This window comes from Chryseobacterium sp. RU37D (genome assembly GCF_900156075.1).
GTDB lineage: Bacteria > Bacteroidota > Bacteroidia > Flavobacteriales > Weeksellaceae > Chryseobacterium.
This window is the reverse complement of sequence record NZ_FTMM01000037.1, coordinates 1-15,862: the sequence shown is the minus strand read 5'-3', so window position 1 is coordinate 15,862 and position 15,862 is coordinate 1. Positions and strand designations below refer to the sequence as shown.

Genomic DNA, 15,862 nt, shown 5'->3' with positions numbered 1-15,862 from the left:
TAGGTCGCCGCCAGTTTTTATTTTAAAAGTCTCATAGATGAAGTTCTGTGAGACTTTTTTGTTTTTTGAGCCTGCCCAAATTATCTTTGCCTATTTGCCTATTTGCCTATTTGCCTATTTGCCTATTTGCCTATTTGCCTATTTGCCTATTTGCCTATCATTACGAGGGTGCTCCGTAGGTGCGAAATGTTAATGGCACAGGATTCTGTCATCTTTAACAGAGCCCTGAAAGGACGAATATAAATTCCTATACTTCTTGATTTATTTAACCTTATTTCGCGGATATATAAAAAAGAAATATGAGTTTTAACATGGTTTACTCGCCAGCTTCCTTAGACTTATATTGATGAACGTATTCTATTTATAAAATTCTGCACCCTTTTATTACGCTTTATCATTTTAATGTAAAGTTTAGGGTTGAAAAAAGTCAATATCTAATAAGGAAGAACAGACAAACTGATTTCTCCTTATTAAAAAAATGAAATCTCGGATTAGTTGTCTGAAATATTTTTATTTAACTTTCAGTAACTTAGTTCGATGATGCGAAATTTTTATGCATAATTATTAAAAAAATAATTAAAATTTGTGCTCATATTCAGTAATAAAAAATCTACACAAGCGTATAAGACTTTATTATTTTTAATGTTTTTAGCCCCAATGAGGGTCTGAGACAGAGGTTTTCCCATTTTCCAGACGGCCTGCAAAATGCCAGAGATTATTTCCCGAATGTATTTTAAGATCATACCAGCCTTTCATTTTATTTAAATCAACAATAATTTTTTCTTGGAAAGTCTTTAATGAAATCTCAGTATTTTTCTTTTCATACAGATTTTCTAAAGTAATACGGGTATTGGTGTTTTCTTTTTTATTTCTTCTAAAAGTTATTTCAACCAGATTTTTTGATGGAGTTTTGATCATCCAAATTTCCGTTAAAGGATCATTTTCTCCTTTAAAATGCCTGTAAAATCCATTGGGTCCAAAAACTTCGTAATCATATTTTCCGGGTTTCACGACGTGTGACAATTCCTGTTTTGAATATAAGGCATATGAAAAATGGAAACTGTCATTATTAAATTTTGTTCTGTCATAAACTATTAATGGTACTGCTCTTTCTTTCAGATTTACCATCGAAATTTTTCCAATCAATAAATTCACGTAATAATCATACGGAAGTGGGTTGGAAGGCTTTAAGCCTCTTTCCTGAATTTCCAGTAAATTGTTGTTTAATTCATTTTCGGAATACCACTTCAGGTTGGGAACTGGTTTATTTTTAGCCGAATTGATCGTTTTGGTGTAATTTTTTTGATTAAGATAATCCATATGCGGAATCTTTACACTTGATGAATTAAAAGCTGAAGTCAAATCTCCACAGATTGCCCTTCTCCAAGCGCTGATATGATCGACGGTTACATTTTTATTGATTTTTTTATGAATAAATTTCTCCAAAAACTGTAGTACCGAAGTATGATCCGATACCTCCGAATTCACAAACCCACCCTTCGTCCAAGGGGAGGCAATAATCATCGGAACCCTATAACCCAGGCCAACGGTTCCTTCAATTTTTTCATAATCTTTTAAATTTGACGAATTCATGTATTCCTGATCTTTATTCACATATTCCACGCCTTCTTTACCATTGAAATCGACCGGCTGGCTCGGATTCATAGGCGGAGGAAAAGGTAAAACATGATCAAAATATCCATCATTTTCATCATAATTAATAATGAAGATTGTTTTTTTCCAGATTTCAGGGTCTTTGGTTAAAATATTCAACACCTCAGAAATATACCATGCTCCATACCAGGGCGAACTGGGATGATCTGAAAAATGTTCCGGCGCAACCAGCCAGGAGATCAGAGGCAGATTTTTATTCTCAACATCTTTTCTGAACTGGAACAAAACATCACCTTTCGGGACCACCAGCCTTTCTCCGTTTTCATCCTGTCCGATTTCCAGATTCCAGAAATCAGGATCGTTGGAATTGTTGGTAAATGCCCTTTCGTGAAGATTTTTTTCAAACCGGGAAAGTTTGGCAAAATTATCAGGATGATATTTAATTTTATCCTCTTCCAACTCGGCAATCATTTTTTCCAGCCTTTCTTTCTGACCAGGATTTTTTTCTATTTCCTTTTTTAAATTGGAAATAATATTCGGAATATTCTGATAATATCCCTTTGAAAATTTCACATTAAATTTTGAAAACCATTCAATAGGATTATCACTAAAGTTGCTCAACCAAGCTTCCTGCTCGCCAGACATCCCTTTCGGAAGGCAGATTTCGTTCTGATAGATTTTCCATGAAACATTATTTTCCTCCAGAATTTCGGGGAAACTTTTCCATCTTGCCTGATGATTTTTATCGTAATCGATATTTTCGTTATAAACGTTTGCTTTTACTTTTCCGTTTTGCTGCTCACGTATTGTTCCCGACCAATGAAATAATCGATTGGGGTTAGTTCCTGTTAAAGACGAACAAAAGTATTGATCAAAAATGGTAAAGGCATCCGCCAGCTGGTAATAGAAGGGCAGATCTTCACGGTTATAATATCCCAACGTCAGCGGAATTTCTTTATAATCTTTATTTCCCGAAGCTTTTGCCTGAAGCCACTGGTCATATTTTCCTTTATTTAAAGCTTTTTGCTGATTATCCCACGAATGCGGCAGGGAGCTCATCCACGTAGATTTTGTATTTCTTAAATTCAGGCGGGCAGGAGCAGCATATTTCCCCGAATCACCTTTTTGAAAGAATGCGGAATGGCCGTCCGGTTTTATAAAAGTTCTTTGATCCAAGAATCCTCTTACTCCTTTTAATGCACCAAAAGCATGGTCAAAAGAACGGTTTTCCTGCATAAGAATCACAACATGTTCTGCATCATAAAAAGTAGTTTCAGCAGCAGGTTCTATTGTTAAGGCCTTTACAATAGAAGGGTGCAAAATGCCCGAAGTTCCCAGGCCAGCTAAAAGTAAACTCGACTTTTCTAAAAATTTTCTTCTGTCCATTTTTATAATAATGCAAGAATCTGCAAGTTAAGAGATTTTTTATTCTACTACACTAGATTCAAGCTAGAACCTGCTCAGAATTCCCCAGTGTATTTTGATATCATTAAACTTAAAAGGATTTCCAAACTCATTACCATTAGAAAGCTGGAAGCTCATTAAGCCAATCGGAATAAAGAAATTAAATCCGAGCCCTACACTGTAGAGTTTGGGCTTTACGTTCAGGGATTTATTGTTGAGCTGGCCATATTGCCCAAAAACATCAAAGAAAGCCTGGCTTCCGATAAGGTAGCGGTATTCTAAGCTTCCATAGTAATAAAAATCTGCGGCGAGGGAATTCTCATTGAAACCCCGCATGGAATTCCATCCCCCGAAACGATATAATTCGTTGGCGGAAAACTCAATCTTTGAGTCCATCATAGCGCCTTCCGCTTTGATGTTCAGGAAGTGATTACCATTGATATGATAATTATGTTCTCCAAAAAAGTAAAAATGATTTTGTGGAGCTTTAATATTATCTTTCGTGTAAGTGGTTGTCAGATAGTCATATCCGGCATTGATTTTTGTTTTGTAAAGGAAAAGGTCAACATCTGTAGGCTCTACCATTTCAAACCAGATTCCGATTCCCTTTTTGTTGTAATCTTTCCCCTGAACATACAGTGTATCGATGATGCTTGAGCTTTCAAATGTACCTCTTAAACCCAGCTTATTTCGTGAATTAATATGATAATAAAACGCCGGAAGCGCTTTCACATTGGCAAAAGTAGAATCCTGACGGAAAATATTTACCTTCATATTCATCCCCACATTTGACTTGAAAAGATAAGGAACATCGGTCTGAAGATCAAAAGTCTGCCCTTTGTCGGGATTTCTCTGCCAGTATAGGTTAATGGTTTCAAAACCGTTGAAAATATTCCTGAAATTAACGTTCAGGGTGCCGTTTAGGGTAAATTTATCCGTTTTATCGTTTCCAAAACCAATTACCCCGTCAAAGCTGTTCGTCTTTTTCTTTTCCATGAAGAGGTAAATGCTGGTGGAATCTTTCGTAAATAATGTTTGCGGAGGCCTTTCTAAAATGACAAACTGGTGACCTTGAAAGCTTTTATTGATGGCAATAAGGTTTTTGTCATCATAAGTTTTTCCTTTGAATTCTTTTTCAAGATTTTTGATGAATCTTTTCGGAACCCTTTCGTAGCCTTTTACTACAAAATTGTCGATTGTCCGTTTATCATTTTTGTTGATATCAAGTTCTACGACGGGATAGCCGTTTTTCTGCCCTTTGTATTTTGATTTAATCCTGCTAAAAGCAAAACCGTCATCGATATATGTTTTATTAATTTTTTTCTTTGTCGAGTCCAGATTTTTAGTGAAAAATTCCTTTTCGCCTTTTATTTTCCACGAAATAGAATCGGAGAGGCTTACGTAGGTTTCATTAAAATTTTTTCCTTTGTCATAAATGATTTCCGTGCTGTCACCTTTTACTTTGACATCTTTAAGTTTGGTAAAAAAATAATTGTTCTGAGCCAGGGAATCCAGAAACTTTGCCGCAGAGGCAGAATCTTTTACCTTTTTCCTGACCTTTGTTTCTGAATCTATAAGGAAATAGTGCTTCTTCTGCGCCTGTATAAAAACGCAAAACAGTACAAAAAATATTTTCAGAAATAATTTCAATTAATATAAAAAATTTAAAAAGTTTGTTTGTCTTCAGTAAGAATCTTAGCAACGATTTACATTAAATTCTATGCTAAGATTCCTTCAGAATGACAAAAATGCTATTTTATTCTGGAAAATTTTTATAATTAAAAATATAATTTAAATATGTTTAACTGAAACTACGCCAGTTTATTATATTTCTTCATCAAATTCTCATACGTTCCCTGCGGAAGAATCCATTTCAGAGGAACCCCGATTTTCTGCCCGAATTTACCAAAATAATAATGGGCTTTCCATTTATTTTTAGTTAAAAGTTCATCAATATATTCTGCAACTTTCAGAGGCTCTGTACCGTCACCTACATGAGAATTCATCAAAGTATAGACTTTATCAAATACATTTTTATAAGGTTCGGAAACTTTTGTTTTTACCCTGTTTTCGGCAATATTGGTTTTAATATCTCCCAAATGAAGCGAGCATACATGGATATTCCAGGGATAAACTTCATATCTCATGGATTCTGTTACTTTATCCAGAGCCGATTTTGAAGCTGAATAAAATCCACGGAAAGGCAGTCCCATTTCACTTCCGATACTGGAAACATTGATAATCTGCCCAAATTTATTTTCACGCATTTTCGGGAGTACGGCACTCATCATCTGAACGGCTCCGACAAGATTTAAATTAAATAATTTTAAAATATCTTCTTTCGTAGAATCTTCCACAGCACCCACCATTCCCATTCCGGCATTGTTGATCAGCACGTCAATTCTTGATTCTGTTTTCAAAACCTCTGCGATGGTGTTCTGAACTGCATTATTATCCGTAACATCGGTCGGGATTGATTTAAAATATTGGCTTTCCGTATGTTTTCTGCTCAATCCGTATACTTTATGACCTTTCTTTCCGAAATATTCTGCCAGTACGAAACCAATTCCTGATGAGGTTCCTGTGATGATTATCGTTTTTGTATTCATTAGTTTTTAGTTAAAATAATTTTTAAGTCTTCCCAAAATACTGGATAGGATTTTTCCACAACATCTTCGTCTTCGATATTTAATTCCCTAATGAGGCAAAATGGTGCAAAGCTCATGGCCATCCTGTGATCCTGATATGTTCTGATGGAAATTTGGTCTTTCGGCTCGTTAAAGCTGATGCATCTGATCGTGGAATTTGTAATTTCGGTTTCAGTTCCCAATTTTTTTAATTCGTTGTATAAGGCAAATAGCCGGTCGGTTTCTTTCACCCGTAAAGTTCCCAAACCTGAAATTTCAAACGGGATTTTTAATGCAGATGCTGTTACACAAAGAGTTTGCACAATATCCGGACAGTTGTTCATATCCAAAACAATTTTTTCCGGAAACACGAAATTTTCAACAGGCTGAAGCGTCAATTGATGTTCGTCTTCTGTAAAAATCGTTTTAATTCCGAAAAATTCGTCATAAATTTTTGCAATCGCAGAATCTCCCTGTGTTGATTCTTTATAAAAGCTTTTCAGATGAATTGTTTCTCTTCCCAACGCCGCAAAAGAGTAGAAATAAGAAGCCGAACTCCAGTCACTTTCTACTTCATAGTTCACGGTTGATAGTTGTTGGTTGATGGTTGATTCCACTTTAATGGTGTTACCAACGAAGCTGTTTTTAATCCCGAATTTGGTTAAAATATCCAAAGTCATTTTAATATAAGACCTTGAGGTAACTTCACCCACAAGATTTATTTCCAATCCGTTCTCCAGCTTTCCTGCGATTAATAAAAGGGATGTAATGAATTGGCTCGAAATATTCGCCGGAACATCAACTTTTGTTTGAGTAATTTTTCTTCCTTTAATTTTTAATGGCGGAAAACCGTCATTTTCCAGGTATTCGATTTCAATACCAAGGTTTTGTAAAGCGGTAACCAGATTTTTTATGGGTCTTTCTTTCATCCTTTTTGAACCGGTCAGGATCGTTGTTTTTCCCTCCTGAATGGAATAGTAAGAGGTAAGAAAACGCATTGCTGTGCCTGCATGATGAATATCGACGATCTTTGTGTCTTGTTCAGAAGAATTTTGTTTTTTCTCAGGGGCTTCACGAACCACTTGCGAAGTTTCAGAAAGTGCTTTCTTCAGTAATTGAGTGTCCTGAGAATTGGAAAGATTCCCGATTTTTATATTGCTAAACAAACTTTCTAAAATCAATAAACGATTCGAAATACTTTTCGAACCGCTGATTTGTATGGTTTTGTTTCCTGATAATTTTGATTTTTCTAGCTTCATTATTTCTTCAGATTTCAGATTTCAAACATCAGATTTCAGACACTAGATTAATAAGTCTGAAATCTGACATCTAATATCTATTTCAATTTTTCATTATTCTGGTGGCGGTCTTTGTCGCGGTCAGTTTTTATTTTCATTTTTTTATCAAAAGCTTCTTGCAAATTAACTTCTGTTTGATTGGCTAAACATAAAGTGACAAAAAGGACATCAGCCAATTCCTCACCTAGATCTTTGTTTTTATCGCTTTCCTTTTCGCTTTGCTCGCCATATCTTCTTGCAATGATTCTTGCCACCTCACCCACTTCTTCAGTTAGCATAGCCATATTTGTGAGCTCATTGAAGTAACGAACACCGATGGTTTTGATCCATTCATCGACTTGCTGCTGCAGTTGGGTGATTTCCATTAAGGATTATTTGATTTATTTTAAATTTAAAAATACTGATAAGCTCCCAAAGTAGGATTTGAAGTTCTGGAAACCCCTGCAATATCCAGAGGAACTGTTGCCGCAACGGCTGTATTTCCTTTTCCGATGGCCGGAGAATTCTGCTTCACTCTTAAATTCATTTTTGCAGCAAAATAATTAACAAACAGAGGATCCTGATTTTTGATCGACTGAATTACACTCGGGTTACTGTCGAAAGTGAAACCGGCTTCTGAAGTACCGGAATATTTTAATAAACAATTTTCAAATACAAAATTTAATAATTGCCCGGGTGTTTGTTCAAGATTCACAGAATTATCTCTGTCAGAATAAATGATGCTGTTTCTTACATTAAGAATCAGAGCGCCTTGTTCTGTCTGCCCGGACTCGTTGGTCCATTCATTGGTGGCAAAAATACCGTTTCTGTTATATGAATGTAAAAGATTAGAATAATTGGCAATTGTTGAATGAATATAATTGTGCGTACCACCTTTAAAAATTCCGATGGCGGACTCTCCGCAGTTGTTCATGACAAGATTTTTAGCGGTCAAAGTGGATGCCACAGCATAAATGCCATATTCCTGGAAAGTATGTATGAAAGAATTATTGATGGTAGCATTGGTTTGCTTCAATTCTAAACCTTTTGTACCCCCAAAAAGTCTTGCATAATTCATATTCAAAGTTGATCCGGCTTCCATTTTTATAGAATTCCAGTTTTTAGGGATCGTATCATAGGCAGGATCATTTCTGTCGCCGCGAAGAATCACATTATTAGCGAGTGTTCCGTTAATATTTAAGGAAGCTCCGGATTTTACTTTCATACCGCTGTTTTTATGGAAATATACTTTGGTTCCGGGCTGTATGTCAAGGGTTACATTCTGATCTACAGTTAAATTTCCATAAATAATTTTAGCCTTATTATTGGTCCAGGTTGTATGGTTGGTAATTACATTTGGATTACTTGAGCTTTGGATAAAAAATTCAGCATCCTGAACTACAGAAAATAAAACAACTTGCTGCTGGCCCACAGAACTCTGGAAAAGAATCTTATCTTCAGCAATCGCTTCCGGACCAGTTGCTTCCGGTGCAATTTCTACAAAAATATAAAGACTGTCTTTTTTTCTTAACGGAACATCTTTAAAGTCGTAGCCAGGTTTACCATCTACATTGATTTTGTATAAAGAAGCAGCTCCTTTTTCTAAATGGATTCTAGGGATCAGAATATCTTTATCTTCTTTATTATACACTTTTACCGCATAGGTTTCGGAGCGTACCTGATGATAAACGGTGTCACAAAATACCGTGTCTTTTGAAAAGCTCAATTGCTGGGAAGGCTCATCAAAACTGATATCATCCTTATTACAAGATACAGCCATAATAAGCATCCAGAAAGAAAAAGCCATTAATAATTTGAATTTCATCGAAATTATATTTAATTAAATAGATTTCAAATGTAACGAAAATACTTGAAATTTCTTATGAAGAAAAAATATTGAATGATGTATTTGGAAATTAGAAAAAATATTGTATTTTTGCACCCTAAAATTAGCAGAGAAATATCCATTACTATTTCGAAAGCAAAATTTAATTTATTTAAAAATTGTATTATGAAAAACGGAATTCACCCAGAAAATTATAGACTTGTTGTTTTCAAAGATATGAGTAACGACGAGGTGTTTCTTTGCAAATCTACTGCAGAAACAAAAGATACCATCGAGTACGAAGGACAAGAGTACCCTCTAATCAAAATGGAAATCTCTTCAACTTCTCACCCTTTCTACACTGGTAAAGTGAAATTGGTTGACACTGCAGGTAGAGTTGATAAGTTTATGAACAAATACAAAAAATTCGCTAAGTAATTTTTTGAGATTAAAAATATTTAAAAGTCTTTCGATTTTCGGAAGACTTTTTTATTTGTAATTTTGTTGAAACAGAAATTAGAAGCTAGAAATTAGAAGTTGTTAAATAATATATTCAAAAACTTCCAGCTTTCAGCCTCTAACTTCTAGCTCCTAACATCTAACTTCTTTAAAAATGCAATTAGTATTTTCAGATGCACAATACTGGGAAGATTTTCTTCCTCTTACTTTTACAAGACCTGTCGCAGAAATGCGGTGCGGTATTCTTACTTTTTCCGAAAGATGGCAGAAAATTCTGGAAAACACAGAGTTTTCCTATTTCACAGAAACCTATTTACAAAATAAATTTCCAGAGCCCGAAAAGAAAGAAAGTCTTTTTTTAGTAACCAATTTTTTACCGACGGAAAGTGTCATTCAACAAATTAAAGATTTACAGCAGGGAGAGGCATTGGTTTATGAAGATGAATTGATTGCTGCAAAAATCAATATGGATGGTTTTTCTTTAAAACAGATTGAGAAAATGACAGATATTAAAGAAACGCTAGTGTTCTTTAAAAAGCCAACCGATCTTTTTACCTACAATGATAAAGCTATTGATTTTGATTTTGATTTATTAACTAAAGGAAGAACTTCTCAGAAATTATCATCTACCAACGGGTTTTTGGGAGATAAAAAAGACCTTTTTATAGAAGAAGGCGCACAAGTTGAGTTCTCTACATTGAATACAAAAACCGGGAAGATCTATCTTGGGAAAAATGCTGAGGTGATGGAAGGCTGCAATCTCCGCGGCCCGATTTCGTTAGGTGAGGATTCTAAATTTCATATGGGAGCAAAAATTTATGGAGCCACCACCATCGGCCCGCAATGTAAAATCGGAGGTGAGGTGAATAATATTATTATTTTCGGATATTCAAGCAAGGGGCATGATGGATTTTTAGGAAATTCTGTTGTGGGAGAATGGTGTAATTTCGGGGCAGATACCAATTCTTCGAATCTTAAAAATAATTACGGTCATGTAAAGCTCTGGAATTACAGAACTAAATCCTTTGAAGATACAGGACTCCAGTTTACTGGGCTTATCATGGGAGATCATTCTAAAACGGCCATCAATACTCAGCTGAATACGGGAACTGTTGTTGGGGTAGCTTCCAATATTTTCAGAGAAGGCTTTCCGCCAAATCTGGTTGAAAATTTTTCATGGGGAGGTTTTAAAGATGATGAAAAATTTAAATTAGATAAAGCTTATGAAGTTGCAGAACGCGCCATGGCAAGAAGAAAAGTGCCTTTAACGGATGAGGATAAGGCTATTTTGAAATATATTTTTGATACGTATTAATATGATTAATAAAGGAACTTCAAAATTTTTTGAAGTTTTTTTGTTTTTGATGTAATAAAATCAAAATTCTAATTGTCTTACTTATAGAAACAAAACTTATGACCCAAGAAACTTTCAAGAGTACGGTATTCATTCTCAAAAATGAGATGTATCGCTTTGCGAAAAGGTTCGTCATGAGTAGTGATGAGGCAGAAGATGTGGTTCAGGATCTGATGATTAAATTCTGGCAGAAAAAAGACGAGCTGGAGCAGTTTGGAAACTTAAAATCCTATGCTTTGAAGGCAGTCCGAAACGAGTGTCTCAACAGACTGAAACATCATGATGTAAAGCTGGGATTTGCAGATATGCAGCTTCACCGTTCGGAGCTTTACAGCATGGAAGTAAATAATTTAAAAGAACATGTCATCGGTTTCATTAATCAGCTTCCGGAAAAGCAGAAAATGGTAATCCATTTGAAAGATGTGGAAGAATATGATGTCTCGGAAATAGCAGAAATGCTGGAAATGGAAGAAAATGCAGTAAGAGTCAATCTTATGCGGGCAAGACAAAAAGTAAAAGAACAAATATCACAATTGATGAGCTATGAGCAACGACAAATTTCAAAATAAATACGATGAGATCTTCCAGAATATAAAGGAAGAAAAAATGGACTGGGATTTTGAAGATTTCCTTAAAAAAACAGAAGGAAAAAATGATGAGGTTCAGGCAAGTGGAACACCAATTATCCCGATTGATACAAAAACCAAACCTTCTTTTCCGAAATGGTTCTGGATGGCGGCAGGAATAATTTTACTGTTAAGTATTGGCTTTATTTTTAAGTATAATCAAAATTCAAGGGTAAAAGATCAGGCGCAGTTTGTGGAAAACCAGATCAAAAACCAGAAAAATGATTTCATTGAAGAAAATAATGAACAGCAGGAACAGGTAGCCGTGAATCAGCCTAATGATACCATTACAAAAACTAAAGAAGATTCGGTTTTCCATGAAAATACGATAATAGAAAAAGATGTTTTAGATGAAATTCTTCCAAAAAGAGGAAGGCTGAAAAAAGAAAGAAAGCCAAAATTTGTGAGCAATTCTTCTTATAGAAAAGCTGCAGATTCTACGGGCTACAAAGATTCTTATGTGATCGTAAACGGTAAAAGAATTGAAAATGTGGAAGAAGCCATTAATGTGACTAAATATTCATTTCAAATATTTGCAAATAATGTCAGTGAAAAATTAGTAAAACCTACAGTCGTTGACGACGATTATTAATTAACCTTAAAAAAAATATTTATGCACCTGATCAGGTACTAATAATCAAAAAAATAAAAATTGACTCATGAAAAAAATAATAGTAATATTCGCACTTGCTTTTTCCCATTTCTTCAATGTATATGGACAGAAGGACAAGGATAAATTAGACCAGCTTTTTGATAAGTATCAGGAAGTGGAGGGGGTAACCTCCATAAAAATTGCAAAACCCATGTTCGGGATGCTGAGTAATCTTGATTTAGGTGATGCAGAAATAGATCAGATCAAACCTTTATTGTCAAAAATCAACGGACTGAAAGTTTTCATTGCAGAAAAACCTGCCGAAGCAAAGACAGCAAAAGAAATGAAGCTGAATCAGATCAATAAAGATATTTCAGCTTATCTGAGCAATCTGAACTATAACGAGATCATGACGATGAACAGTAACGGAGCCAAGATAAAATTTCTTTCTTCAGAAGAGAAAAACGGTATTCTGGATGACCTTTTGCTAAGTATCGACAGTGGTGCCGAAGAAAATATTCTGATAAAGTTGGATGGCAAACTGTCAATAGATGATATCAATAATATTATCAATTCTACAGAAACCAAAACCAATCCTATTACCAATACAAGAAGCAGCCTTACATCAGAAAATACATCTTATTTGAATGGAGAAATCAGAAATGTGGGTGAATTTTCAGGAATTCAGGTAAGCACAGGTGTCAACCTTGTTTTCAAGCAGGAAAGCCCTACTAATGTAAAGGTTATTGCCGATGCAGACAAGCTTCAGTATATTATCACAAAAGTAGAAAACGGTGTTTTGAAAGTCTATGTTGATAATAAAGGACAGAAAAATTTGAAGTTTAAAAACATCAGCGTTAATGTTTCGTCTCCAAGAATGGATAATGTTAAGGCTTCTTCCGGAGCAACTTTTACAACGATTAATTCCGTGAAAGAAAATAATCTGAAGATTGATGCTTCATCCGGCTCTGTGGTGAAAGGGAAATTCAACATCAGCAATAATACAAACGTAGAAGCCACTTCCGGTTCTGATATTAAAATTGATCTTAATTCCAAAAATTTCGAGTTCAAAGGATCAAGCGGTTCAAGCACAATTTTTGACGGACAGGCAGGAATGGCAATTTTTGACGTCAGCAGCGGCGCCCTTTGTAAAGCTGAAAATTTCAGAACAAATCAGGTAGAGGCAGAATCTACTTCGGGTGCAAGTCTTTCTGTAAATGTTGTTGATAAATTAAAAGCAAAAGCTTCTTCAGGAGGTGTTGTTAAATACAGAGGGAACCCGGAAATTACATCTGATGTCAACAAAATGTCTGGTGGAGTCTTAAAACAAATTGATTAATCTAAAAACCAATGACCATGAAATTGATAAAAAATATTTTCCTGATCGCCTGTACGATGTTTTTAATGCAGTCTTGCATTGTTTCTTCCGGAAGGGGGAATGTAGCTTATTTTTCAGATTCCGGGAATGACTTTAAAGGAGCGAAATTTACCACTATCAATGTTCCAATGTTTTTAGCAAAACCTATTATCAAAAAAGCTTTAAGGGAAGACGGTGATGATAATGAGGATGTTATTAAAATGATAAAAAAAGTCTCTAAAATAAAAGTTTTGACCGTAGAAAATGGCGACAGAACAATGCTGAAAGACTTTGCAAATTATTTAAATAACAATAATTATGAAGAATGGGCAACCATAAAGCATGACGGAGATAACGTAAATATCCGTGTGAAGCAGAAAGGAGATGTCATTAAAAATATGCTCATCACCGTAAACTCCGACGACGAGTTGGTTTTCGTAGATGTAAAAGGCAGCTTTACCGCTGATGATATTTCAAAAATGATTGCTTCTGCTTCGGATAAATAGAAATTCATAATCAATCATATACTAATTTTATTTTGTACAAGTAACCGTTTCGGAGTTCCGGGCGGTTTTTTGATTTAAGTTATTGATTATTAAGTTTTATTTAAACTATTAAAATCGATTTTCGTATGTCGCCAAAATGTCTTAATTTTGCAAGAAAGTAAAGATGTCTATTCATAACAAAATTGTAGAGACAGCCATCACTTTCGATGACGTGCTTCTAGTCCCTTCTTATTCAGAAGTTTTACCTAATCAGGTTTCATTAAAATCAAGACTTACCGACAAAATTACGCTTAATGTTCCAATCGTTTCCGCTGCAATGGATACCGTTACGGAGGCAGAATTGGCGATTGCTTTGGCAAGAGTCGGAGGTTTAGGCTTCATTCATAAAAATATGACGATTGCGGAACAGGCTGCACAGGTAAATCGCGTAAAGCGTTCAGAAAACGGAATGATCTCAGATCCTGTTACCCTTTCTAAAGATCATACTTTAGGTGAGGCTAAAGAATTAATGGCTAAATATAAAATCTCTGGTCTTCCGGTTGTAGATACTGAAAATACACTGATCGGAATCATCACAAACAGAGACGTAAAATATCAGGAAAACCTTTACGTAAAAGTGGAGGAGATCATGACTAAAGATAATCTGATTACTTCTGATAAAACAACAAACCTAGAGAAAGCTAAAGAAATTCTTCTTAAAAACAGAGTTGAAAAACTACCTATTGTAGATGCTGAAAATAAATTAGTTGGTTTAATTACGATTAAAGATATTGATAATCAGCTTGAATATCCAAACGCCAACAAAGATCAAAACGGCAGGTTAATCGTTGGAGCAGGCGTTGGAGTAGGTGAAGATACATTGGAAAGAATTGAAGCTCTTGTAAAAGCAGGCGTTGATATCATCGGGATCGATTCTGCTCACGGGCATTCCAAGGGAGTTTTAGATAAAATTTCAGAAATCAGAAAAGCTTATCCAGACTTGGATATCGTTGGCGGAAATATTGTTACAGCTGATGCTGCAAAAGATTTAATTGAAGTCGGAGCAAACGTTCTTAAGGTAGGTGTTGGCCCGGGCTCTATCTGTACAACAAGAGTTGTGGCAGGAGTTGGTGTTCCTCAATTATCAGCTATTTACAACGTTTACGAATATGCTCAAACTAAAAATGTTGCAGTAATTGCTGATGGAGGTATTAAACTTTCAGGTGATATCGTAAAAGCTATCGCAAGTGGAGCAGGAGCAGTGATGTTAGGATCTCTTTTAGCCGGAACAGATGAAGCACCGGGTGAAGAAATCATTTTCCAGGGTAGAAAATTCAAAACATACCAAGGAATGGGAAGTCTTTCTGCCATGAAAAGAGGTGGAAAAGAAAGATATTTCCAGAGTGAAGCAAAGAAATTCGTTCCGGAAGGTATCGAAGGAAGGGTTCCGAGCAAAGGTAAATTGGAGGACGTTATTTTCCAGTTAACAGGAGGTCTAAGAGCAGGAATGGGGTATTGTGGAGCTAAAGATATTGAAGCTTTACAAACTGATACCAAAATGGTAATGATCACAGGCAGCGGATTGAAAGAATCTCACCCTCATGATGTGATCATCACTCAGGAAGCTCCTAATTATTCTTTGTAAATAATAAATTAAATATAATAAAGAAGGCTATCTCAGTGATGAGGTAGCTTTTTTTGTAGTGTGTTCTACCAATAGTAGCGGCTTTTAGCCCGTTTTCAATATAATAAAAATTGATTCAGCTTTAGTCAAAATTCAACCAACTGGTGGCTGAAGCGCTAGGACCCACACTTAGTAAGCTTCAACTAAGAAATTAGGTTAATAAAAGAATTATATGTTCGATCATAATCTTCTGATCTCTGTGTAATCGTTTACTTATGTTAATGTTAAAATAAATGGAGTTACTAAATTTTTTTGTATTTGAATTTCGGTTTGATTGCATAATTTAGAAATCGTCCTTTCGATCGGACAGATCTGAATTTTTCAAAAATTTCTGCAGGTATCTTCAAATAATCATATACAGCCCCGGACTGATAAATAATCCGCAATATTTCAGTCTCCGGAAAATAAATATAATTATTGACTACTGATGATGGCAGATATGATTTTTACAAAATGTTACTTTGAAGTTGTTTAAACTTATTTAGACAAAAAAGTTCCAAGAAAATTAGCAATTTTGGATTGCAATTTAAAAAACTAATAATCTGGAACTCATCAGTA

Annotated in this window: 14 protein-coding genes; 7 read left to right on the top strand and 7 right to left on the bottom strand. The window is 35.1% G+C overall.

Going from position 1 to position 15,862, the window contains the following annotated elements:
* Nucleotides 1-648: 648 nt before the first annotated feature.
* The 6 genes from BW926_RS13295 to BW926_RS13270 form a co-directional block, all read right to left on the bottom strand.
* Nucleotides 649-3,000, bottom strand: coding sequence for a phosphocholine-specific phospholipase C (locus tag BW926_RS13295; RefSeq protein WP_076447773.1), 2,352 nt, complete (start codon nt 2,998-3,000; stop codon nt 649-651).
* Nucleotides 3,001-3,063: 63 nt separating this feature from the next.
* Complete coding sequence (locus BW926_RS13290) at nt 3,064-4,668, bottom strand: BamA/TamA family outer membrane protein (RefSeq protein ID WP_076447771.1); 1,605 nt, start codon at nt 4,666-4,668, stop codon at nt 3,064-3,066.
* Between the two features lie 161 nt (nt 4,669-4,829).
* Nucleotides 4,830-5,627, bottom strand: coding sequence for an SDR family oxidoreductase (locus tag BW926_RS13285; protein WP_076447770.1), 798 nt, complete (start codon nt 5,625-5,627; stop codon nt 4,830-4,832).
* On the bottom strand, nt 5,627-6,904 hold the full coding sequence (gene aroA / locus BW926_RS13280) for a 3-phosphoshikimate 1-carboxyvinyltransferase (protein ID WP_076447768.1): 1,278 nt from the start codon (nt 6,902-6,904) through the stop codon (nt 5,627-5,629). Before aroA ends, BW926_RS13285 begins: the two co-directional genes overlap by 1 nt.
* Nucleotides 6,905-6,981: 77 nt before the next feature.
* Nucleotides 6,982-7,308 (bottom strand): nucleotide pyrophosphohydrolase, encoded by a 327-nt coding sequence (locus BW926_RS13275; RefSeq protein WP_076447766.1) that lies wholly within the window; start codon nt 7,306-7,308, stop codon nt 6,982-6,984.
* A gap of 26 nt (nt 7,309-7,334) precedes the next feature.
* Nucleotides 7,335-8,747, bottom strand: coding sequence for a hypothetical protein (locus tag BW926_RS13270; protein ID WP_076447765.1), 1,413 nt, complete (start codon nt 8,745-8,747; stop codon nt 7,335-7,337).
* Nucleotides 8,748-8,933: 186 nt separating this feature from the next.
* Here BW926_RS13270 and BW926_RS13265 point away from each other — a divergent pair, with 186 nt between their 5' ends.
* The 7 genes from BW926_RS13265 to guaB all read left to right on the top strand — a co-directional run bounded on the left by BW926_RS13265 (nt 8,934) and on the right by guaB (nt 15,265).
* Complete coding sequence (locus BW926_RS13265) at nt 8,934-9,185, top strand: type B 50S ribosomal protein L31 (RefSeq protein ID WP_002976190.1); 252 nt, start codon at nt 8,934-8,936, stop codon at nt 9,183-9,185.
* A 175-nt stretch (nt 9,186-9,360) separates the two neighbouring features.
* Complete coding sequence (locus BW926_RS13260) at nt 9,361-10,521, top strand: GlmU family protein (protein ID WP_076447763.1); 1,161 nt, start codon at nt 9,361-9,363, stop codon at nt 10,519-10,521.
* Between the two features lie 98 nt (nt 10,522-10,619).
* A complete protein-coding gene (locus BW926_RS13255; RefSeq protein WP_076447761.1) occupies nt 10,620-11,129 on the top strand; it encodes an RNA polymerase sigma factor in 510 nt (169 codons plus the stop codon).
* Entirely contained in the window at nt 11,104-11,778 is a 675-nt protein-coding gene (locus tag BW926_RS13250) for a hypothetical protein (protein ID WP_179078022.1), read from the top strand. The genes BW926_RS13255 and BW926_RS13250 overlap by 26 nt, the downstream gene beginning before the upstream one ends.
* Nucleotides 11,779-11,845: 67 nt before the next feature.
* The gene (locus BW926_RS13245; RefSeq protein WP_076447760.1) at nt 11,846-13,117 is read left to right on the top strand and encodes a DUF4252 domain-containing protein; all 1,272 of its coding nucleotides are present in this window, start codon (nt 11,846-11,848) and stop codon (nt 13,115-13,117) included.
* 17 nt (nt 13,118-13,134) lie between these two features.
* Nucleotides 13,135-13,641 carry a DUF4252 domain-containing protein gene (locus BW926_RS13240; protein ID WP_076447774.1) on the top strand — a complete coding sequence of 169 codons (507 nt, stop codon included), beginning with the start codon at nt 13,135-13,137 and terminating at the stop codon, nt 13,639-13,641.
* Between the two features lie 163 nt (nt 13,642-13,804).
* Nucleotides 13,805-15,265 (top strand): IMP dehydrogenase, encoded by a 1,461-nt coding sequence (gene guaB / locus BW926_RS13235; RefSeq protein WP_076447758.1) that lies wholly within the window; start codon nt 13,805-13,807, stop codon nt 15,263-15,265.
* Between the two features lie 281 nt (nt 15,266-15,546).
* On the opposite strand, the gene BW926_RS13230 is transcribed toward guaB, so the two are convergent.
* Nucleotides 15,547-15,741, bottom strand: a complete 195-nt coding sequence (locus BW926_RS13230) for a KTSC domain-containing protein (RefSeq protein ID WP_076447757.1) — start codon at nt 15,739-15,741, stop codon at nt 15,547-15,549.
* Nucleotides 15,742-15,862 lie beyond the last annotated feature (121 nt).

Bases quoted from the DNA above. Each gene is read 5' to 3' on its own strand.
- BW926_RS13265 (WP_002976190.1), top strand. From the start codon at position 8,934: ATGAAAAACGGAATTCACCCAGAAAATTATAGACTTGTTGTTTTCAAA.
- BW926_RS13270 (WP_076447765.1), bottom strand. From the start codon at position 8,747: ATGAAATTCAAATTATTAATGGCTTTTTCTTTCTGGATGCTTATTATG.
- BW926_RS13250 (WP_179078022.1), top strand. From the start codon at position 11,104: ATGAGCAACGACAAATTTCAAAATAAATACGATGAGATCTTCCAGAAT.
- BW926_RS13255 (WP_076447761.1), top strand. From the start codon at position 10,620: ATGACCCAAGAAACTTTCAAGAGTACGGTATTCATTCTCAAAAATGAG.
- BW926_RS13245 (WP_076447760.1), top strand. From the start codon at position 11,846: ATGAAAAAAATAATAGTAATATTCGCACTTGCTTTTTCCCATTTCTTC.
- BW926_RS13295 (WP_076447773.1), bottom strand. From the start codon at position 3,000: ATGGACAGAAGAAAATTTTTAGAAAAGTCGAGTTTACTTTTAGCTGGC.
- aroA (WP_076447768.1), bottom strand. From the start codon at position 6,904: ATGAAGCTAGAAAAATCAAAATTATCAGGAAACAAAACCATACAAATC.
- BW926_RS13240 (WP_076447774.1), top strand. From the start codon at position 13,135: ATGAAATTGATAAAAAATATTTTCCTGATCGCCTGTACGATGTTTTTA.
- BW926_RS13275 (WP_076447766.1), bottom strand. From the start codon at position 7,308: ATGGAAATCACCCAACTGCAGCAGCAAGTCGATGAATGGATCAAAACC.
- guaB (WP_076447758.1), top strand. From the start codon at position 13,805: ATGTCTATTCATAACAAAATTGTAGAGACAGCCATCACTTTCGATGAC.
- BW926_RS13285 (WP_076447770.1), bottom strand. From the start codon at position 5,627: ATGAATACAAAAACGATAATCATCACAGGAACCTCATCAGGAATTGGT.
- BW926_RS13260 (WP_076447763.1), top strand. From the start codon at position 9,361: ATGCAATTAGTATTTTCAGATGCACAATACTGGGAAGATTTTCTTCCT.